This is a genomic window from Streptomyces sp. NPDC093260, from assembly GCF_040683715.1.
GTDB lineage: Bacteria > Actinomycetota > Actinomycetes > Streptomycetales > Streptomycetaceae > Streptomyces > Streptomyces sennicomposti.
Genome location: NZ_JBFBEK010000027.1, coordinates 90,044 through 109,441, shown reverse-complemented (window position 1 = coordinate 109,441; position 19,398 = coordinate 90,044). Strand labels below are relative to the sequence as shown.

The window sequence follows — 19,398 nt, the reverse complement described above, 5'->3', positions numbered from 1 at the left end:
TCATGGCGAGTTGGGTACGGATCTCGTCCGGAATGCGCATACCACATCAACGAGCCATGGGGCGGGAAGCAACACCTTGATGATCTGCAAGCCCTTAGCGACCAAGGTGAGCCCAGCCACTCGGACCCTTTCGCCGGCCAGAGAGACTTGCGTGCCGAACAGATGGCGCAACAAGGGATCACCCTAGCCTCGATCTTGCATGACGGTCCGCCGACGGAGTCGGTGGACCGTTTTCGTACCGTGGGCTGTGGCTGGGCAGGCTGAGGGCCCGAGTGTCGCCTCGGGGTGGCGCCGGATTCCACTGCTCCGGGTGTTCAGGTGCTGTCGAAGGAACGGGGAATCCGCTGGTCAGCCAGGGTCGGGTAGTTGAGTGAGCCGGTCGAGACCCCTCGCGGTGCTGTTCGACAGCAGTCGGACCGCCATGCACCGCACCCTGCTGAAGATCAGGAGGCTACTCAAGGCGCACGGCATCGTCATCCCGCCAGCGGCCACTCCACCCGCCGCCCTCACAGCCCTCCAGGCTCGGGTTCGAACCCAGACCGGCAACACCAGCATGATCAAGTCAACGTGTTAATGATCTGCAAGCCCTTAGGCGGAGCACCGTTTTCGATAAGCGTCCCCGGTTCCAACGCCGCATCCGCGGCTGCGCGGGCTGCCTGTCGGCTGGCTTCGAACACGGACCGCACTTCCTCAGCCCGTTCCCTGGCGTCACGGACTTCGGCTTCGACTGCTGCGCGAGCTTCCTCTGCGACGGCCTGCACTTCCTCCGAGAACTCCACAGAGGCTCCACCTCCCTTTGCGGACTTGAGCCGTCTCAGGAGCTTCCGAAACTCGTCTCGGAAGAAGATCATCACAATGAGCACTATGGCGGGCCAAGCCAACGCCTTCATGTAGTCAAGGACCAATCGCGCGACATTCACGGGCACATGATCTCTGCTAGCAGCTCAACTCGTGCCCTGTTCGCGGTATTTGACAGGTGCCCACTCCTCCTCAACCCACCACTCGCCCCAGCTTCCATCCCGTACGCCGTCGACCCACACACCGTGGAGCAGGCGTGGTTCCTGGCGTCCAGGTGGAGCGCGCCACTGTACGAACGACCTGGACGCCAGGGGCCGCGTCTGCTCGGCTCCGCCTGGGTCGACGGCGTACGGGATGGGAGCCCCCAGCATCCACCGCAACGGACCTGCGGTCGGCGACGGCGCCCCCTCCATCCCGGTGCCAGCCGATCCCCCGCCGGAGGCATCGTTCTGACCGTCGGTGCAGCCGTGGCGGGTTCTCCCCTCTCGTGGCAACGCCCGCTGTCCGACCGGTGGCCTGGTGCGGGATCAACGGGCCGTACGAACACCCGCGCATCTGGCAGCACTGGCCCGCATGCCACCGCCACCACGATCCGGCCTCCTGCGGTAACACAAAGTGTCTTTGACCTGCACCGTTGGGGATCACCGTACGTCCCCGTGCCCGTGTTGGAGTGTGGCCGCTGCGTGCGGCGACGGACGGGCGGCGACGTGCGGCCGGTGGCGAAGACAGATGAGGCGGCGCGGCGGCGACCGGCCGGCGCCGCCGCGCTTGGCGCGGCCCTCGGGTCTTGATCCGACCTACCGGAAGTAGGCAACCGGGTGGAAAGGGGTGCGCGGTGGCCCCGTAGCGGGGCGTTGGGGTGGAGCTGCTGTTGCGTCTTTCCCTTCCTGGGGCCGGATCGTGGTGGTGGTGGCGTGGGGGTCGGCGCGGCCGCTGATGCGCTTGGGCGGAGGGTGCGGCGGTCGGGTTGGCGATGATCCAAGAGCGCCGTTGACCGCCGGACCTGCGAGCGAAGCGAGCCTTGAACCAGTAGAGAAAGTTGTAACTCACTTTGTCGATCGGGGCCTGAACTCGTTCGCGCATGGGGGAAGTTCGGGGCCTTGCCGGTGAGCGAGTGGCAGGAAGAGCGCTGGTCGGATCGTCCACGTGATCCGGGTGTTGGCGTGGGTCACTGACACCGTGCACGGTTCCGCCCGCAACAGGGCTCGTCGGGTCTCGATGCGGTCCTCGTACAGCCACTCCCACGCTTCGTCTGAGGCGTCCGCGTCCAGTGCCGGGGAGATCGTCCGGAGGGCGACTGATACCCAACGGTCCGCCTGTGGTGCCGAGTAGGCGTCGAACGATGCCAGCAGTGCCGGCGGCTGCCGCTCGGCCAGGTCCTCGGTCCAGCACTCACACCAGAAGCCCCGTTTCAGCACGAGCGTCCTCCCAGTCGAGCGTCCGCATACAGCTCCGCGGTGACCGTGTAGCCCTGGTCGCTGCTGTGGACGACCACCCGGTGAGCGATGGCGCTGACCATGCCCAGGCCCCGGCCGTGCTCAGCGTCGTGGTCCTGGTGCTCGACCTTCGGGGTCGCGCGCGTACCGCCGTCGTCCGTGACCGAGACCGCGACGGCTTGAGCTGAGACCGCGACGGCCAGGTGGAAGACGCCGGAGTCCAGGCCGCTCGCCGTGTGACGGATCGCGTTCGTGCTCAGCTCGCTCACGATGAGGGCGGCGTCGTCCGCAAAGGGGGAACCACGCAGGATGTCACGGGTCCAGCGGCGGGCTCGGCTCACTTCTTCCGGGAATCCTGGGCAACTCAGCCCCCAGACCCGGGCCGTACTCATATACTCGTGCATACAAGTTCCTTCGTGCTGGTAGGCCGCCATGTGCAGCGGGTTCGGGCTAGACGAGTTTCACGCCGTCGTGGGCGCGGACGGCCGGCGGGGACGCCGCGTCGAGTGCGTCAAGGACGCGGATTGCGTACGCCTCGTCGGCAAGCTCGGTGACCTCTTCACGAGTGGCCCAGCGCAGCGCGCGGGTCTCGTCACCGGTGGTGGGCGTGCCGTCGGCGGCCTCGCAGCGGAAAACCAGAGAGACGATCAAGCCCTTCATGTTCTTGTAGACGCCGGTCAAGGCCGCCGGGAGTGCGATCTTGATGCCGGTCTCTTCGAGGACTTCGCGCTGGAGGGCTTCCGGGATGGTCTCCTCGCGTTCGAGGACACCGCCCGGCGGCTCCCAGTGGCCGTTGTCCAGGCGCTGGATCAGGAGGGCCCGGCCTTGGTCGTCCACGACGACCCCGGCGACGCTCACAGAGTGCGGGCGTTCAGTGCTCACGTTCCTCGGCCCTCTCGGCTGACTAGGCTCTCCACCGTAGCAACAACACTCGCCCACTCGTCTAGATACCTAAAGGAGTACTCACGTGAGCCCTCTCTCTTCGGGCCTCCTCGGTGATCTCGACCCCACGAGCGATCGTGCGGTCTTTAGGCAGATCGCCGACCAGTTGCGCGAGGCCATCGACCGTGGGCGATTCCGCGAGGGCGAGAAGCTGCCCTCCGAAGCCGACCTTGTCGAGCACTTCGGCGTGTCCCGGATGACGGTCCGCAACGCCTTCTCCATCCTTCAGGGCGAGGGCCTGGTGCACGCCGAGCACGGCAGGGGAGTCTTCGTACGACCACGACCGCCTGTGCGACGGCTGGCCTCGGACCGCTTCGCCCGGCGGCACCGGGAGCAGGGCAAGTCCGCGTTCATCGTGGAAGCCGACGCGGCCGGCAGTCACCCGCAGGTGGACAGCCTGGAGGTCAAGGAGGAGAAGGCCGGCCAGGACATCTCCACCCGGCTCGGGTCCGTGCGGCGGGTTCTCGCGCGTCGGCGCCGCTACCTGCTCGACGGGAAGCCGGTCGAGTTCGCCACCTCCTACCTCCCGCTCGACATCGCCCGCGGGACCCCCATCGCCGAACCCAACCCGGGCCCCGGCGGCATCTACGCCCGCCTCGAAGAACTGGGCCACCACCTCGACCACTTCGAGGAGGAGATCCGTGCACGGATGCCCTCCCCGGCCGAGGTGAAGACGCTTCGGCTGGCGGCCGGCGTGCCGGTCATCCATCTCATCCGGACCGCCTTCGACACCGAAGGACGGGCCGTCGAGGTCTGCGACACGGTGATGGCGGCGGACGCCTACGTCCTCTCCTACCAGCTCCCGGCGACCTGATCGTCACGGTTTGCGGTGGTGCGCGGGGACGCTCTCCCGAACTCGTACACCCCAACACGCCAACTCGTATAGACGAGTGGGTGAGTTGTGTGGCAAGGTAATCCCGCGATCCCCACCAAGGGGCTCGCAGGACCCACCTTGTATAGACGAGTAGATAGGAGTGTGCCTTGCGCACCATCCGCGTGGAGACCTCGGCCGCGACGATCCTTCTCACCGAGGCCCCTGAGCCGAAGGTCCGCGACCGGCAGACCGGCGAGATCGCCAAGGACGCCAACAGCGGTGAGGCGCTGATGACCATCGGCGTCGTCTACATCGAGGACGGGGAGTCGTCGCTCATCAAGGTCACCGTTCCGGAAGGCGGCATCTCCGAGGGGCTGACTCTCGGGGCGCCGGTCTCGCTGCCGGGCCTCGTCGCCCGGCCGTGGGAGTCCGTGTTCAACGGCCAGCAGCGCCACGGCATCGCCTACCGCGCCGCCGCCGTCACCCCGGCCGCCTTCCCGGCCACGACCGGGGCCGTCGCCTGATGTCCGACCTGACGACGCTCCTCGAAGTGGGTGGTCCTGTCGTCGCACTCGGCGGCGGGGCCGCCTACGCCCGGGCCAAGCACCCGGCGGCGTACTGGTCCACGGTCGGCCTCCCGGTGTCCACGGTCCGGCTGCTCAGCTCGTACGGCTCGGTCATGGAAGCGTGCGGCCTGACCGTGGCGCCCTCCCGGCTGCGAGTCCTTGCCATGAAGGCCATGACGCAGCGCGAGGTGCGGCCCGTACCGCCGCGCCGGGGCATCATCCGCCCCACCCTGACCGGGTTGAAGCTTCGCCTCCGCCTGGCGCCTGGCCAGGAACCCGCCGACATCGCCGCGTCGGCCGAGCGGCTGCGGCACGCCTGGGGCGTTCATTCCGCGTACGTCACCACCGTCAAGCCGGGGGTCGTCGAGCTGAGCCTCGTGGGCTACGACGTCTTACGGCGGGTGCGTATGCCACGCAAGGCCGTGGGCGGCTTCCTCAAGGTGCCGGTCGCACTGCGAGAGGACGCGACGCCGTTCATACGCGACTACCGCACCATCCCGCACCAACTCACCCTCGGCGCCACCCTGTCCGGCAAGTCCATGTACCTGCGCCACCTGATCGCCGGACTCGCCCGACAGCCGGTCGCCTTGGTCGGCATCGACTGCAAGCGCGGCGTCGAACTGGCTCCCTTCGCACCCCGGCTTTCGGCGCTCGCCACGGACCCGGACCAGGCCGCCGAACTGCTGCCCACGCTGGTCAAGGAGATGGAGGACCGATACGACCTGATCAGGGCCCGGCAGGGCATAGCCCCGGAAACCCCGGACGAGGCGATCACCTCCGACATCTGGGGACTACCCGAGGACGAACGCCCGGTGCCCGTCGTGCTCTTCGTGGACGAGGTGGCGGAGCTGTTCCTCGTGGCCACCAAGAAGGACGAGGAACGCCGGGATGAGATGGTCACCCAGCTCATCCGGCTCGCCCAGCTCGGCCGAGCTGCCGGCATCCACCTGGAAGTGTGCGGACAGCGCTTCGGCGCCGAACTCGGCAAGGGCGCCACCATGCTCCGCGCCCAGCTCACCGGCCGCGTGTGCCACCGCGTCAATGACGAAGCCTCCGCCAAGATGGCGCTCGGCGACATCGCACCCGAAGCGGTGCATGCGGCCTGCTCCATCGCCCCCGAACGCCCCGGCCTGGCCGTGGCGGGCGACACCTCCGGCGGCTGGTCCCGCATCCGCACGCCGTACCTCTCCCTCGGCGACGCCGCCGAGACATGCCAGGAATCGGCGCACATGGTGCCCGACCTGGCCGCGCTGAAGCCCTTCCGGCCGAACGTGCCCGTGCGCCCGGTTGAGGACGCGGCACCCGTCGTCCTGCCCCACCCGGTAACCGACTGACCTTCCCCGCCCGACTCCGGAAGGAGCCGCATCATGCGCGCCCGCCTGGCCCGCGTCGACGCGGTACTCGTCCAAGCACTCATCGCCGCCGCGCTGTCCTTCGCCCACCTCCACGACCTCGCCATGGCGGCCGGACAGGACGGGTGGAAAGCCTGGGCCTACCCCGTCTCCGTCGATCTGCTGCTGGTCGCCGCCTGGCGCCGACTGCGCTCCGGTACGACCAAAGTGGCGGCCTGGTGCTGGTTCGTCACCGCACTCGCCGCATCCCTCGGCGCCAACGTCGCCACCGCCGGCCTCCTCGACCTCGGCAAGGTCCCGGCCTGGCTGCGCATCCTCGTCGCGGGCTGGCCCGCCGTCGCCTTCCTCGGCGGAACCCTCCTCGCCCACACCGCGCCCGAGACAGACCCCGGCACCGAGGTCATCGAGGACCAGGAGGACGAGCCCGAAACCGCACCCGAACCGCCTGCCCAACCGACCATCGGGGCACCGGCACAGACCCCACCCGTACCGGTCCCATCCGCCCTGGTCGAACACGCCCGCAAGGTCGCCGCCGAGCACCACACCCGTACCGGCGCTCCCATCGACACCCCGACCCTCCGCGCCCGCCTCGGCGTCCCGGCCCCCATGGCCGAAGCCATCGCCGCGCACATCTGAGAGGAGACCCCGTGACCGCCAACCGGAACTTCCGCAACGTCACCCGCATCGGCCCCGTCCAGGTCGGAACCGCCTACGACAACCGGGGCCGCGAGAAGCACACCGCCGCCTGCACCGCCCCGCGCTGCGGCTTCTCCGCCGACTACGACAGCCGCGCCGCCGCCGAACTGGCCGCCCGCACCCACCGCTGCCCCGTCCGCTGAAAGGACCCGGACCATCGTGACCGTCAGCCTGCCGCTCGTCGTCGTCCTCGGCTTCTTCGTCTGGGGAGCGATCAAGTTCCTCGGCGTCCGCCCCTGGATCGTCGTCCTCATCGCCCTGTTCGGCTTCTGGCTCTCGCACAGCTTCCTGGCCCCCGCCATCGAGTCCGGCACGCGGTCCGGCGTGGGCGTCGTAAACGGCTCACATGACTAGACGAGTAGATAAGGAGAGGTAGACCGTGTTCCAGCCCAAGTACCCGGACAGCCCCACCCCGCCGCCCGTCCACACCCACGCCCCGACCGACCCGGCGCCCGTCCGGCGCGGCCTTCCGTCCCTCTCCGTCGATCAGAAGACGGTCGCGGCCGTGCTCGTCGGTGGCGTCGTCCTCACCGCGCTCCTGGCCGCCGTCGCCGTCACGGCCGTCTCCGTGGCCATCGCCGCCGTGGTCCTTCGCTCACTCCTCCGCGAGCACAACCGGCGCTGACACGCCCTGACCTCCGGGGCGGCGCGACACGGCCAAGCATCCGCCGCCCCGGCGGCCCATTCCTCCCGACAACTCCCGTCAGAAGGAGACCGCCATCTTCACCCGCACCACCCCGCCCCCGCTCCCGGAACTCAGCAACCTCGCCGCCCACGGCACCCTGCCCGGTATCCTCCGCCAGCTCTCCGGACTCGGCGGCTGCACCAACCCGATCCGCCTCGACGGCCACCGCACCGAGTACGACGTCGACACCACCACCGGTGAGATCGGCCGCGTCCTCCAGCACCTCGACTCGACCACCCTCCCGGTCGGCCAACTGCTCGTCCGCTGCAACAACCGCCGAACCACCCGCTGCCCCGCCTGCGCCGAGGTCTATCGCCGCGACACCTTCCACCTCATCACCGCCGGACTGCGCGGCGGCAAGGGCACCCCGGAACAGGTCGCCGCCCACCCCCGCGTCTTCGCCACCTTCACCGCCCCCGGCTTCGGCCCGGTCCACAACCGGCGCACCGACGGCCGCCCCTGCCGCTGCGGCACCCATCACGACCAGGACGACCACGCCCTTGGCACCCCGCTCGACCCCGACACGTACGACTACGAAGCGGCCGTGCTGTGGAACGCGCACGCCGGTCTCCTCTGGCGCCGCTTCTCCATCCACCTGCGCCGGGAGATCGCCAAGCGTGCTGGCCTGTCCCAGCGCCGCTTCCGTGAACACGCCCGCGTCTCCTTCGCCAAGGTCGCCGAGTACCAGAAGCGCGGCGCCGTCCACTTCCACGCCGTGATCCGCCTCGACGGCCCCAGCGGCGGCGACACCCCGCCCCCAGCCTGGGCCACTGCCGAACTGCTCACCGACGCCATCGGGACTGCCGCCGCCAAGGCCCGCGTCAACGGCCCGGCCATCGACAGCCGCGCCCACACCTTCACCTTCGGCCGCCAACTCGACGTCCGCACCATCCGCTCCGCCGACTTCGACGACGGCCAGGAGCTGACCGAGCGGGCCGTAGCGGCCTACATCGCCAAGTACGCCACCAAGGGCGCCGAGACCGCGACGGGCGCCCTCGACCGCCCCCTGAAGTTCGCGGCCGAACTCGCCCAGCTCGACATCAGCGACCACGCCCGCCGCCTCATCCGAACCGCCTGGACCCTCGGCGCCCGCAAGGACCTGGAACACCTCCGCCTGCGCGCCTGGGCCCACATGCTCGGCTTCCGCGGCCACTTCTCCACCAAGTCCCGCCGCTACTCCACCACCCTCGGCGCCCTCCGCGATGCCCGCGCCCAATGGCGCCGAGCGCAAGCCACAGCACCCAACGGCCCGGAGGTCGAAACCACGTACGTCCTCGCCCACTGGGTCTTCGCCGGCACCGGCTTGTTCGACACCGAAGCCTGGCTTGCCGCATCCCTCGACCCTGCTCCCGGAACGGAAGGAGAACCGACATGGACCGCCGCCGCGACGAACTGATGACCGTCCCGCAGATCCTTGCGGAACTGGGCGGGGTGTCCCGCCGCACTTTCTACCGGTGGCGCGAGTTGGGGCAGGGGCCGGCTGCTTTCAAGCTGCCCAACGGTGAACTCCGTGTGTGGCGGAGTGACTTCACCGCTTGGCTCGGGCAGCTGGAGGAGGCGGCATGAAGTCTCTCGACGTGAAGGTGTGGGGCGTCCGAAAGCGGAACACCAAGAAGTCCTCCTATGACGTCCGATGGACTGTCGCCGGGAACGTGTTCTCCGAGCAATTCCGAACCAAAGGACTGGCGGACCATTACCGCTCCAAGCTGCTCCGCGCCGCCCACGCCGGAGAAGAGTTCGACACGGTGACGGGACTGCCCGAATCCATGGTCGAGAAGGCGGCCTCGATGACCTGGTACGCCTTCGCGCTGAAGTATCTGGCCATGAAGTGGCCGCACGCGGCGCCCAATACGCGCAACGGGATCAACGAGTCGCTGACCGCTGTGACCATGGCCCTTCTCGACGCGCGTCCGGGCCGGCCGTCCGAGGAACTGATCAGGAAGGCGCTCCGCAACTGGGCTTTCGTGCTTCCTGGTCCGGAGGAGCGCGAAGTGCCGGCCGAGATCACGAATGCCTTGCACTGGGTGGCAAAAGCGTCGCGCCCGCTCTCGGACCTCGGTGACGCCGCGATCGGCAGGGCCGTCCTGGACTCGCTCAAGTTGAAGCTCGACGGGACGCCGGCAGCTGCGGAGACCGTTCGACGTAAGCGACGGACACTGGTCAACGCTCTGCATTACGCGGTGGATCTCGGGGAGTTCAAGGAGAATCCGATCACGGGTATCCGCTGGAAGAAGCCGAAGGTCGCCGGGGAGGTCGATCCTCGGGTGGTCGCCAATCCGGAGCAGGCTCGGTCCCTGCTGTCCGCGGTGTCGTATGTCGGTGGGTACGACCGTGCGCGTGGCCGCCGGCTCGTCGGCCTGTTCGCTTGCATGTACTACGGCGCTCTGCGTCCGGCTGAGGCCGTCGGCCTCACCGCCGCGGACGTGAAGCTCCCTGAGGCTGGCTGGGGGACGGTCCTCCTGAACAGGACGCGCCCCAGTGTCGGCAAGCGGTGGACGGACTCTGGCGAGACCCACGACGACCGGGGCCTGAAGAACCGGCCGGCGGAGGAGGTCCGGCTGGTACCGATCCCGCCCCAGCTCGTCGCCATCCTTCGGCAGCATCTCGATATCTTCGGCACCGCCGAGGACGGGCGGCTGTTCACCAATGAGCGCGGGGGAGTGGTCGGCTCTTCGACGTACTACCGCGTCTGGCAGGAAGCCCGTGTGCTGGCGCTTCCGCCGGCCGCGGTTGCCTCCCCGCTTGCCGCGCGTCCATACGATCTGCGGCACTCGGCGCTGTCGACGTGGCTCAACTCCGGGGTGGACCCGACCGAAGTGGCCGAACGTGCGGGCAACAGTGTTGAGGTGCTGCTGAGCCGTTACGCCAAGTGCATCGACGGACGGCAGGAGATCGCCAACCGCAAGATCGAGGATCTGTTGCGCGAATACGAATGACCACGCCGGATGCCCTCCGCTTACACGAGCGGAGGGCATTGCCGTGTTTCAGCCGTATGCTGGCGGCCGGTAGATGCTGAGTGCACCTGCCGCGTCGCTTTTCGTATCACTGATGATCGGACGGCTCAGAGGTTCCGTCCAATTCACCTCTACGAATATGCCGCAGGGCTGTCGACTCTCACCGTATGGGGCATTTGGAGGAGGAGCCACGCCGACTGCGCAGCGGGCAGTCGCGCTGTCCGTACTGTGGCCTTTTGCAAGACCGAGTGGCGACGCTTGAGCAGGACTGGGTGTTGCTGGAGCCGGACATGAACCCGTTGGCCCACACGGTGCCGGCGGAGCATCGGTGGATCGAGCTGTCAGATGGGCGAGTGGCCGTCTACGGAGTATGTCCGCCAGACCCGTATCAGCGGTGCCGTGTCGAGCATCGGTTGGCGTGCTCGGCACAGCCGCTCCCGGATCTCTGGCCGTGGTTGACCTCGCTCCGCGGTGAGAACGCGCGACGAGTCGAACGGCAGGCTGGCTCGGAGCCACCCCGGTTCCCTGAGCAATGGCCGGATGCCGGGTGACGGCTGTCGGCCTCACGTGTGCTGGCTGACCTGGGAAGACGCACCAAGATTCTGTCCACGGATAGTCCACGGACCCCGGCATACGGCCGCTCCGGGCCGCACATGCCTGCATAAACGCGAAGACCCCGGCCTCAGCGTTTCCGCTGGTGACGGGGTCTTTGGGCACCTCATGCTGGGTGCCCCCGGCAGGATTCGAACCTGCGCACACGGCTCCGGAGGCCGTTGCTCTATCCCCTGAGCTACGGGGGCGTGTCGGGTGCGTTCCTCGCGCCCGGCGACGAGTAGAACACTACCAGCTCTGGTGGGGTGGTCATGAACGTTTTCGGGGGAGGGGCGACCGGGGGCTGATCCGGGGCTGTGTCTGACGGCAGCCCCGGTCGAGGGGTGGCCCGTCGGTGTCCGCCTTGGGGGCGGGTGCTGGGCGCACGTGGTCTCGGTGGCGGCTTTTCGTCGGGTGGTGGGGTGGACGTTCGACGGCGTGAGGCGGCATCGGCCCGGGGGCGTGGTGACGGCGTCCACCTACGTGTGCCCCGTCCCCCGGACGGGGTGGAAGTGGGGAAAACCCGGACGCGCCAGCCGGCCTGGACCTACGCTCGAGGTGTGTCAGGCGCTTCGGGACGGGTGCTTGTTGTGGACGACAACAAGGTCATCCGGCAGCTGATCAGGGTCAATCTCGAGCTTGAGGGGCTCGAGGTCGTGACCGCGGCCGATGGTGCCGAGTGTCTGGAAGTGATCCATCAGGTGCGGCCCGACGTCGTCACCCTCGATGTCGTCATGCCCCGGCTCGACGGCCTCTCCACCGCCGCCCAGCTCCGTGCCGACCCCCGTACGCGTGATCTTCCTCTCGCCATCGTCAGCGCGTGCAACGAGCACGAGGTCCAGGCCGGGGTAGGCGTCGGGGTCGACGCCTTCCTCGCCAAGCCCTTCGAGCCTGCCGAGTTGGTGAGAGTCGTGCTGCGGCTCGTCGAGGGACGGGGGCGGCGGCAGGCCGACGCCGCGGGGGACGGCCCCTCCGGGTCCGGAGGGGCCGGGCGGTGGGCCGGGCGGCCCGGCGGTTGATCCGCTGCGGTGCCCGTCCCTCGTCCCGCGCATCGGTATTCCACCGTCCACATACCGATACCCCGGCCAAATGGACTCGCCTACCCACCCCCCTCCTCCCCTACGCTTGACCCGTGACCCCCGTCGAGCTCTCCCGTACCGTGCTGCGCGCGGTGCGTCGCGCTGTCGACGTGGGGGAGCTGAGCGTGGATCCGCCGGAACGGGTCGTCGTGACTCCGCCAGGGGCCGGCGGGTGCGGTGACTACGCCACCAATGTCGCCCTCCAGCTCGCCCGGCCCGCCGGACAGCCCGCTCTCCGCGTCGCCGACGTGCTGCGCGGCCACCTCCTGGACCTCGACGGCATCCGCGACGTCGCCGTCACCGGGCCCGGGTTCCTCAACATCAGCCTCCGCGCGGCCGACGCCGCCGCCGGGGCGCAGCACCTCGTCGAGGAGATCCTCCGCCGCGGGAAGCGGTACGGATGCGTCGACTCGGACTCCGGCTCCGGGATGCCGCCGCGCCTCGTCGAGCTGCGCTGCCCCCGCGAACCCCGCGCCCTCGTCCACGCCGACGTCGTCGCGCGGCTCCTGCGGGCGGTCCACGGCGACACCGTCCGTATCCGCTGTGTCGGCGTCGGTGCCGGCGTCAGTCACGCGGGCCCGCCTGCGCCGCCCGCCTCCGCCTGGGCCGACCTGCTCGCCCTCCCGGCAGACATCAGCCTCACCAGGCTCACCACCGGCCCTCTCGCAGACGCCGGCCCTGCCGTCGACGCTCCGACAGACGTCAGCCCCGCCGACGGCGCTTCCGCAGACGTCCCCTCCTCCACCGGCGCTCCGGCAGACGTCCCCTCCTCCACCGGCGCTCCGGCAGACGTCAGCCCCGTCGTCGCCCCTCTCGCAGACGCCGGCCCCGCCCCCGGCGCTTCCCCCGGCGCTCCGGCAGACGTCCCCTCCTCCACCGGCGCTCCGGCAGACGTCAGCCCCGTCGTCGCCCCTCTCGCAGACGTCAGCCCCACCGCCGGCGCTCCCGCAGACCCCGGCCCCGCCGTCGCCCCGCCCGACCGCAACGGCACCCCCGTCACCCTCGACATCCGCCCCACCCCGGCCCCCGCCCCCGCCGGAACCTCCGAGGGCGGTCTCCTCGCCCTCGGTCCCGACGCCGCCCGCTGGGCCCTGCTCCACCCCGCGCCCCACGACCGGCCCCGCCCCGGCCGGGCGTATCTCGTCCAGCGTGAGAGCAACCCCCTCTTCCGCGTCCGGTACGCCCACGCACGCACCCGCGCGCTGCTGCGCAACGCCGCCGATCTCGGATTCGGGCCCGAACCGGGGCCCGTCGACGGGCCGGGCGTCCGCGCGCTGCTCGCCGCCCTCGCCGATCACCCCCGTGTCCTCTACCGGGCCGCCGCGCACCGCGCGCCCGACCGCCTCGCCCGGCACCTCGTCGACGTCGCCGATGCCGCCCTGCCGTACCTCGTCACCGTGCTGCCGCTCGGCGAGGAGAAACCCTCGGCCGCCCACCGCGCCCGGCTCGCCCTCGCCGAAGCCGCCGGGACGGTGCTGGCCGGCGGCCTGTCCCTGCTCGGCATCGACGCACCCGACCACCTCTGAGAGAGCCCAGAGAGACACACCGACATGAGCCGTTCCGCACACCCCGCCGGGCCCCGTCACGCCGACGTCCTGCCCGAGGGCCACTACTCCGCCCCGCCCGCCGACCTCAACACCCTCGACGCCAAGGTGTGGGCGCAGACCGTCGAGAGGGGCGCGGACGGTGTCGTGACCGTCGGCGGCCTGCGCGTCACCCGGATCGCCGAGGAGTTCGGCACCCCGGCGTACGTCCTGGACGAGGCCGACTTCCGGTCCCGTGCCCGCGCCTGGCGCGACGCCTTCGGGCCGGAGGCCGACGTGTTCTACGCCGGCAAGGCGTTCCTGTCCCGGGCCGTCGTGCGCTGGCTGGACGAGGAGGGGCTCAACCTCGACGTCTGCTCCGGCACCGAGCTGGCCACCGCGCTGTCCGCCGGGATGCCCGCCGACCGGATCGCCTTCCACGGCAACAACAAGTCCGCCGCGGAGATCGAGCGCGCCGTGCGCGCCGGGGTCGGGCGGATCGTGCTCGACTCCTTCCAGGAGATCGTCCGCGTCGCGCACATCGCCCAGTCCCTCGGGCGGCGCCAGCGGGTGCAGATCCGGGTCACGGTCGGCGTCGAGGCGCACACGCACGAGTTCATCGCCACCGCCCACGAGGACCAGAAGTTCGGCATCCCGCTGGCCGGCGGGCAGGCCGCCGAGGCGGTACGGCGGGCGCTGAAGCTGGACGGGCTCGAACTCATCGGCATCCACAGCCACATCGGGTCGCAGATCTTCGACATGTCGGGCTTCGAGGTCGCCGCGCACCGCGTCGTCGGGCTGCTGAAGGACGTCCGTGACGAGCACGGCGTCGAGCTGCCCGAGATCGACCTCGGCGGCGGCCTCGGCATCGCCTACACCAGCGACGACGATCCGCGCGAGCCGCACGAGATCGCCAAGGCGCTCAGCGAGATCGTGACGCGCGAGTGCGAGGCCGCGAAGCTGCGCACGCCCCGTATCTCCGTCGAGCCGGGGCGCGCGATCGTCGGGCCGACCGCCTTCACGCTCTACGAGGTCGGCACCGTCAAGCCGTTGGAGGGGCTGCGTACGTACGTCTCCGTCGACGGCGGCATGTCGGACAACATCCGCACCGCGCTCTACGACGCCGAGTACAGCGTCGCCCTGGTCTCGCGCACCTCCGACGCCGAGCCGATGCTGGTTCGCGTCGTCGGCAAGCACTGTGAGAGCGGCGACATCGTCGTGAAGGACGCGTTCCTGCCCGCCGACCTCGCCCCCGGCGACCTCGTCGCCGTGCCCGCGACCGGCGCGTACTGCCGTTCCATGGCGAGCAACTACAACCACGCGCTGCGCCCGCCGGTGCTCGCCGTCGCCGGCGGCGAGGCCCGGGTGATCGTCCGGCGCGAGACGGAGGACGACCTCCTCCGCCTGGACGTCGGATGACGCGGACTCGGCGGCGGGTGACGCGCGGACCACGCACGGCACGTCCCGGGGCCGGAAGATCTCCGTCACCCGGGCCGACGAAAATGAAATAAACGTCTCACGATCCGGACAAATGACAGAAACTGCGGTCCGGTGAGTGAGACTGGTCGAACCGTAGACGGTATGAGGAAACGAGGTCGGATGATGCGTACGCGTCCGCTGAAGGTGGCGCTGCTGGGCTGTGGGGTTGTCGGCTCAGAGGTGGCGCGCATCATGACGACGCACGCCGCCGACCTCGCCGCCCGCATCGGGGCCCCGGTCGAACTGGCCGGAGTCGCCGTCCGCCGCCCCGCCAAGGTGCGCGAGGGCATCGACCCCGCCCTGGTCACCACCGACGCCACCGCCCTCGTCAAACGCGGCGACATCGACGTCGTTGTCGAGGTGATCGGCGGCATCGAGCCCGCCCGGACGCTCATCGCCACCGCCTTCGAGCACGGCGCCTCCGTCGTCTCCGCCAACAAGGCCCTCCTCGCCCAGGACGGGGCCGCCCTGCACGCCGCCGCCGACGAGCACGGCCGCGACCTGTACTACGAGGCCGCCGTCGCCGGCGCCATCCCGCTGATCCGCCCGCTGCGCGAGTCCCTCGCCGGCGACAAGGTCAACCGGGTGCTGGGCATCGTCAACGGCACCACCAACTTCATCCTCGACAAGATGGACTCCACCGGCGCCGGCTACCAGGAGGCCCTGGACGAGGCCACCGCGCTCGGGTACGCCGAGGCCGACCCGACCGCCGACGTCGAGGGCTTCGACGCCGCCGCCAAGGCCGCCATCCTCGCCGGGATCGCCTTCCACACCCGGGTACGCCTGGACGACGTGTACCGCGAGGGCATGACCGAGGTCACCGCCGCCGACTTCGCCTCCGCCAAGGAGATGGGTTGCACCATCAAGCTGCTCGCCATCTGCGAGCGGGCCGCCGACGGCGCCTCCGTCACGGCGCGCGTGCACCCCGCGATGATCCCGCTCAGCCATCCGCTGGCCTCGGTGCGCGGCGCGTACAACGCCGTCTTCGTGGAGTCGGAGGCGGCCGGCCGGCTGATGTTCTACGGTCCCGGCGCCGGCGGTTCGCCCACCGCCTCGGCCGTTCTCGGCGACCTCGTCGCGGTCTGCCGCAACCGGCTCAGCGGGACCACCGGGCCCGGCGAGTCGGCGTACGCCGCGCTGCCCGTCTCGCCCATGGGCGACGTCGTCACGCGCTACCACATCAGCCTGGACGTGGCCGACAAACCCGGCGTCCTGGCGCAGGTCGCCACCGTGTTCGCCGAGCACGGGGTGTCGATCGACACCGTCCGTCAGCAGGGCAGAAACCAAAGCAGCGGCGACGCGGTCGCCGTCGTTCAGGGCGGTGGTGGGCGACGGGAGGGCGGCGAGGCCTCCCTCGTCGTCGTCACCCACCGAGCGTCCGACGCCGCCCTCACCGGCACCGTCGAGGCGCTGCGCAGCCTCGACACCGTGCGGGGCGTCGCCAGCATCATGCGGGTTGAAGGAGAGTAACCAGCAATGACCCACCAGTGGCGCGGCATCATCGAGGAGTACCGGGACCGGCTGCCGGTGTCCGACAGCACGCCGGTCGTGACGCTCCGGGAGGGCGGTACGCCCCTCGTCCCCGCGCAGGTGCTCTCCGAGCGCACCGGTTGCGAGGTCCACCTCAAGGTCGAGGGCGCGAACCCGACCGGGTCCTTCAAGGACCGCGGCATGACGATGGCGATCACCAAGGCGAAGGAGGAGGGCGCCAAGGCGGTCATCTGCGCCTCCACCGGCAACACCTCCGCCTCCGCCGCCGCCTACGCGGTACGGGCCGGGATGGTCTCCGCGGTGCTCGTGCCGCAGGGCAAGATCGCGCTCGGCAAGATGGGGCAGGCCCTCGTGCACGGCGCGAAGATCCTCCAGGTCGACGGAAACTTCGACGACTGCCTCACCCTCGCCCGCTCGCTCAGCGACAACTACCCCGTGGCGCTGGTGAATTCGGTCAACCCGGTGCGGATCGAGGGTCAGAAGACGGCCGCCTTCGAGATCGTCGACATGCTCGGCGACGCCCCCGACATCCACGTCCTCCCGGTCGGCAACGCGGGCAACATCACCGCGTACTGGAAGGGCTACCGGGAGTACGCCGCCGACGGCGTCGCCACGAAGACCCCGCGCATGTGGGGTTTCCAGGCTTCCGGCAGCGCGCCCATCGTGCGCGGCGAGGTCGTCAAGGACCCCTCGACCATCGCCACCGCCATCCGCATCGGCAACCCGGCCTCGTGGACGTACGCGCTGGCCGCCCGCGACGAGTCCGGTGGCTTCATCGACGAGGTGACGGACCGTGAGATCCTGCGCGCCTACCGGTTGCTGGCCGCGCAGGAGGGCGTCTTCGTCGAGCCCGCGTCGGCCGCGTCCGTCGCCGGTCTGCTGAAGGCCGCCGAGCAGGGCAAGGTCGACCCGGGCCAGCGGATCGTGTGCACCGTCACGGGCAACGGCCTCAAGGACCCCGACTGGGCCGTCGCCGGCGCCCCGCAGCCGGTCACCGTCCCGGTGGACGCGGCCACGGCGGCGGAACGTCTGGGCCTGGTCTGATCCGGACGGGTCGGGCGGCGCGGCTCCTTTGGGCGCCCGCCGCCCGGTACCTGCCCGGCAGTGCGCCAGGTCGGCAGGTCGGCGTGCCCTCGGGCCCGCCGCCCGGTCCGGGCACCGCGCCCGCCTCCGGGCGGGCGCGCCCGGCGCCGACGGAGGGACTCCTGCACGTCCCTGCGTACGCGGCGGCGTGCCCCGCGGCCGTACGGCCCACCGCGCCGCACGGCGGTACGGCCCCCGCGGCGGTACGGACGCACTCCGCGCCCCGCGGTACGGACGCACTCCGCGCGGCCGTCGCCGGACACCCCGCCGCGCACCCCGCGTCCCGCGCCGGGCACTCCGTGCCCCGCACCCCGCGCCACCTTCCATGACGCCCCCTCCAGGGGCGCCGTGCGCAGGGTGCACGGGGGGCATGCGACACGCATCGTGCGCCTCCTGTGCGCCCTATGTCGCCACAGAACCTTCCTTCGATAGGCTGTACTGAACCCGCCCGCCGCATATGCCCCGCATAGCGTGCGGCGCCGCGCCGTCCCCGCGGTCGCGGCCCCTGGGTCCTTCGTCCCTGTCGAACGTCAGCCGAACGTCGGTCGAATGTCCGTCGGATGCCCGTCGAACGCCATTCGGCCACCACGCAGCTCAAGGAGAGTCAACGAGCGATGGCCGGTCCAGCGTTCCGCGCCGCCGCCGTCCGGGTGCGCGTCCCCGCCACCAGCGCCAACCTCGGCCCGGGCTTCGACGCCCTCGGCCTCGCGCTGGGGCTCTACGACGACGTGGTCGTCCGGGTGGCCGACTCCGGGCTGCACATCGACATCGCGGGCGAGGGCAGCGAGACCCTGCCGCGCGACGAGAAGCACCTGCTCGTACGGTCGCTGCGCACCGCCTTCGACGTGCTCGGCGGGCAGCCGCGCGGCCTGGAGATCGTCTGCGCCAACCGCATCCCGCACGGCCGCGGACTCGGCTCCTCCTCCGCCGCCATCTGCGCCGGCATCGTCGCCGCCCGCGCCGTGACCATAGGCGGCGAGGCCCGCCTCGACGAGACCGGGCTGCTGGAGCTGGCCACCGAGATCGAGGGCCACCCGGACAACGTCGCGGCCTGTCTGCTCGGCGGGTTCACCGTGTCCTGGATGGAGAGCGGAGCCGCCCGCGCGATCAGGATGGACCCCTGCGATTCCATCGTTCCGGTGGTTTTCGTGCCCGGAAAGCCGGTACTGACCGAGACCGCGCGCGGCCTGCTGCCGCGCACCGTGCCGCACGTCGACGCTGCCGTCAACGCGGGCCGTGCCGCGCTGCTCGTCGAGGCCCTGACCCGGCGCCCCGAGCTGCTGCTGCCCGCCACCGAGGACCGCCTCCACCAGGAGTACCGCGCCCCGGCGATGCCGGAGAGCGCCGCGCTGGTGGAGCGACTGCGCGCCGACGGGATCCCGGCGGTCATCTCCGGCGCCGGACCCACGGTCATGGCGCTGGCCGACGCGGACACCGCCGACAAGGTGGAGCGGCTGGCCGGTCCCGAATGGGCCGCCAACCGGCTGCACCTGGACCAGCAGGGCGCGTGCGTGCTCCCGCTGTCGGGCTGACACGCGATTGCCGGATTTCGAGAGGGGGAATGTTTGTTGGATCCGGTAGTGTTAATCTCAAGTCTGCACCCGACCCCACCATGGCGAGGTGCTTCGTGTCCCCGTCCGGGACCAACATTCTTCCGGGAGCTCCCCAAGTCACTCTGTGTTCCGTACGCCGTATCCGGGCAGTACGTCGTACGCGGACGCTGAGCGGTCCACAGGGCACGCTCCGGAATCGGTGCTACCGCGCCACGTGACACTCGGTGTCGCGGATCGTCGGGGAAGCGCCAGTCACCAGATATCTCTTCCGCCGTTTTGGCGGACCACCGCCCCGGCACGGTCCACACAGCAAGGACCGAAGCCGGACAGCACAACCGGTCGCCGAGCCAGACAGG

Annotated in this window: 21 protein-coding genes, 1 tRNA gene and 1 pseudogene; 18 read left to right on the top strand and 5 right to left on the bottom strand. The window is 70.5% G+C overall.

The features are described 5' to 3' along the window. Positions 1 to 379: 379 nt before the first annotated feature. A pseudogene (locus tag AB0N63_RS28470) lies at positions 380 to 574 on the top strand (ISAzo13 family transposase); the annotation flags it as partial. Here the strand turns inward: AB0N63_RS28470 and AB0N63_RS28465 are convergent. From AB0N63_RS28465 to AB0N63_RS28450, 4 genes are all read right to left on the bottom strand, one after another. Further along, positions 558 to 920 carry a hypothetical protein gene (locus AB0N63_RS28465; protein WP_365533096.1) on the bottom strand — a complete coding sequence of 121 codons (363 nt, stop codon included), beginning with the start codon at positions 918 to 920 and terminating at the stop codon, positions 558 to 560. The pseudogene AB0N63_RS28470 and the gene AB0N63_RS28465 sit on opposite strands and share 17 nt — an antisense overlap. Before the next feature lie 924 nt (positions 921 to 1,844). Next, positions 1,845 to 2,216, bottom strand: a complete 372-nt coding sequence (locus tag AB0N63_RS28460) for a hypothetical protein (protein ID WP_365533093.1) — start codon at positions 2,214 to 2,216, stop codon at positions 1,845 to 1,847. Next, positions 2,210 to 2,638, bottom strand: coding sequence for an ATP-binding protein (locus tag AB0N63_RS28455; RefSeq protein WP_365533090.1), 429 nt, complete (start codon positions 2,636 to 2,638; stop codon positions 2,210 to 2,212). Before AB0N63_RS28455 ends, AB0N63_RS28460 begins: the two co-directional genes overlap by 7 nt. 46 nt (positions 2,639 to 2,684) lie before the next feature. After that, positions 2,685 to 3,092 (bottom strand): NUDIX hydrolase, encoded by a 408-nt coding sequence (locus tag AB0N63_RS28450; protein ID WP_365533117.1) that lies wholly within the window; start codon positions 3,090 to 3,092, stop codon positions 2,685 to 2,687. Positions 3,093 to 3,201: 109 nt separating this feature from the next. Between AB0N63_RS28450 and AB0N63_RS28445 the strand changes: the two genes are divergently transcribed. From AB0N63_RS28445 to AB0N63_RS28395, 11 genes are all read left to right on the top strand, one after another. Further along, a complete protein-coding gene (locus tag AB0N63_RS28445) occupies positions 3,202 to 3,990 on the top strand; it encodes a GntR family transcriptional regulator (protein WP_039654755.1) in 789 nt (262 codons plus the stop codon). Between the two features lie 167 nt (positions 3,991 to 4,157). Next, positions 4,158 to 4,514, top strand: a complete 357-nt coding sequence (locus tag AB0N63_RS28440; RefSeq protein WP_365533086.1) for a hypothetical protein — start codon at positions 4,158 to 4,160, stop codon at positions 4,512 to 4,514. Continuing rightward, positions 4,514 to 5,890, top strand: coding sequence for an FtsK/SpoIIIE domain-containing protein (locus AB0N63_RS28435; RefSeq protein WP_365533083.1), 1,377 nt, complete (start codon positions 4,514 to 4,516; stop codon positions 5,888 to 5,890). Before AB0N63_RS28440 ends, AB0N63_RS28435 begins: the two co-directional genes overlap by 1 nt. 33 nt (positions 5,891 to 5,923) lie before the next feature. Next, positions 5,924 to 6,544 (top strand): DUF2637 domain-containing protein, encoded by a 621-nt coding sequence (locus AB0N63_RS28430; protein WP_365533080.1) that lies wholly within the window; start codon positions 5,924 to 5,926, stop codon positions 6,542 to 6,544. A gap of 11 nt (positions 6,545 to 6,555) precedes the next feature. After that, positions 6,556 to 6,747, top strand: coding sequence for a mobile element transfer protein (locus tag AB0N63_RS28425; protein ID WP_355146665.1), 192 nt, complete (start codon positions 6,556 to 6,558; stop codon positions 6,745 to 6,747). Positions 6,748 to 6,763: 16 nt separating this feature from the next. Beyond that, a complete protein-coding gene (locus tag AB0N63_RS28420) occupies positions 6,764 to 6,958 on the top strand; it encodes a hypothetical protein (RefSeq protein WP_355146663.1) in 195 nt (64 codons plus the stop codon). Positions 6,959 to 6,983: 25 nt separating this feature from the next. Beyond that, the gene (locus AB0N63_RS28415; RefSeq protein ID WP_360716724.1) at positions 6,984 to 7,229 is read left to right on the top strand and encodes a SpdD protein; all 246 of its coding nucleotides are present in this window, start codon (positions 6,984 to 6,986) and stop codon (positions 7,227 to 7,229) included. Positions 7,230 to 7,386: 157 nt separating this feature from the next. Next, complete coding sequence (locus AB0N63_RS28410; RefSeq protein WP_365533114.1) at positions 7,387 to 8,685, top strand: replication initiator; 1,299 nt, start codon at positions 7,387 to 7,389, stop codon at positions 8,683 to 8,685. Further along, complete coding sequence (locus tag AB0N63_RS28405) at positions 8,661 to 8,855, top strand: helix-turn-helix domain-containing protein (protein ID WP_089514220.1); 195 nt, start codon at positions 8,661 to 8,663, stop codon at positions 8,853 to 8,855. The genes AB0N63_RS28410 and AB0N63_RS28405 overlap by 25 nt, the downstream gene beginning before the upstream one ends. Next, positions 8,852 to 10,225 (top strand): tyrosine-type recombinase/integrase, encoded by a 1,374-nt coding sequence (locus tag AB0N63_RS28400; RefSeq protein WP_365533077.1) that lies wholly within the window; start codon positions 8,852 to 8,854, stop codon positions 10,223 to 10,225. The genes AB0N63_RS28405 and AB0N63_RS28400 overlap by 4 nt, the downstream gene beginning before the upstream one ends. A gap of 185 nt (positions 10,226 to 10,410) precedes the next feature. Beyond that, complete coding sequence (locus tag AB0N63_RS28395; RefSeq protein ID WP_365533075.1) at positions 10,411 to 10,794, top strand: DUF6083 domain-containing protein; 384 nt, start codon at positions 10,411 to 10,413, stop codon at positions 10,792 to 10,794. 177 nt (positions 10,795 to 10,971) lie between these two features. On the opposite strand, the gene AB0N63_RS28390 is transcribed toward AB0N63_RS28395, so the two are convergent. Continuing rightward, positions 10,972 to 11,043, bottom strand: a tRNA-Arg gene (locus tag AB0N63_RS28390). Between the two features lie 276 nt (positions 11,044 to 11,319). Here AB0N63_RS28390 and AB0N63_RS28385 point away from each other — a divergent pair. From AB0N63_RS28385 to thrB, 6 genes are all read left to right on the top strand, one after another. Next, on the top strand, positions 11,320 to 11,853 hold the full coding sequence (locus AB0N63_RS28385) for a response regulator (RefSeq protein ID WP_365533073.1): 534 nt from the start codon (positions 11,320 to 11,322) through the stop codon (positions 11,851 to 11,853). A 113-nt stretch (positions 11,854 to 11,966) separates the two neighbouring features. Next, positions 11,967 to 13,439 carry an ArgS-related anticodon-binding protein NrtL gene (nrtL, locus tag AB0N63_RS28380; RefSeq protein WP_365533071.1) on the top strand — a complete coding sequence of 491 codons (1,473 nt, stop codon included), beginning with the start codon at positions 11,967 to 11,969 and terminating at the stop codon, positions 13,437 to 13,439. Between the two features lie 24 nt (positions 13,440 to 13,463). Further along, positions 13,464 to 14,855 carry a diaminopimelate decarboxylase gene (gene lysA, locus AB0N63_RS28375; protein WP_365533069.1) on the top strand — a complete coding sequence of 464 codons (1,392 nt, stop codon included), beginning with the start codon at positions 13,464 to 13,466 and terminating at the stop codon, positions 14,853 to 14,855. A gap of 180 nt (positions 14,856 to 15,035) precedes the next feature. Next, positions 15,036 to 16,385, top strand: coding sequence for a homoserine dehydrogenase (locus tag AB0N63_RS28370; RefSeq protein WP_365533067.1), 1,350 nt, complete (start codon positions 15,036 to 15,038; stop codon positions 16,383 to 16,385). 6 nt (positions 16,386 to 16,391) lie between these two features. Continuing rightward, on the top strand, positions 16,392 to 17,450 hold the full coding sequence (gene thrC / locus AB0N63_RS28365; protein WP_365533065.1) for a threonine synthase: 1,059 nt from the start codon (positions 16,392 to 16,394) through the stop codon (positions 17,448 to 17,450). A gap of 653 nt (positions 17,451 to 18,103) precedes the next feature. Further along, on the top strand, positions 18,104 to 19,021 hold the full coding sequence (thrB, locus tag AB0N63_RS28360; protein ID WP_365533063.1) for a homoserine kinase: 918 nt from the start codon (positions 18,104 to 18,106) through the stop codon (positions 19,019 to 19,021). Positions 19,022 to 19,398 lie beyond the last annotated feature (377 nt).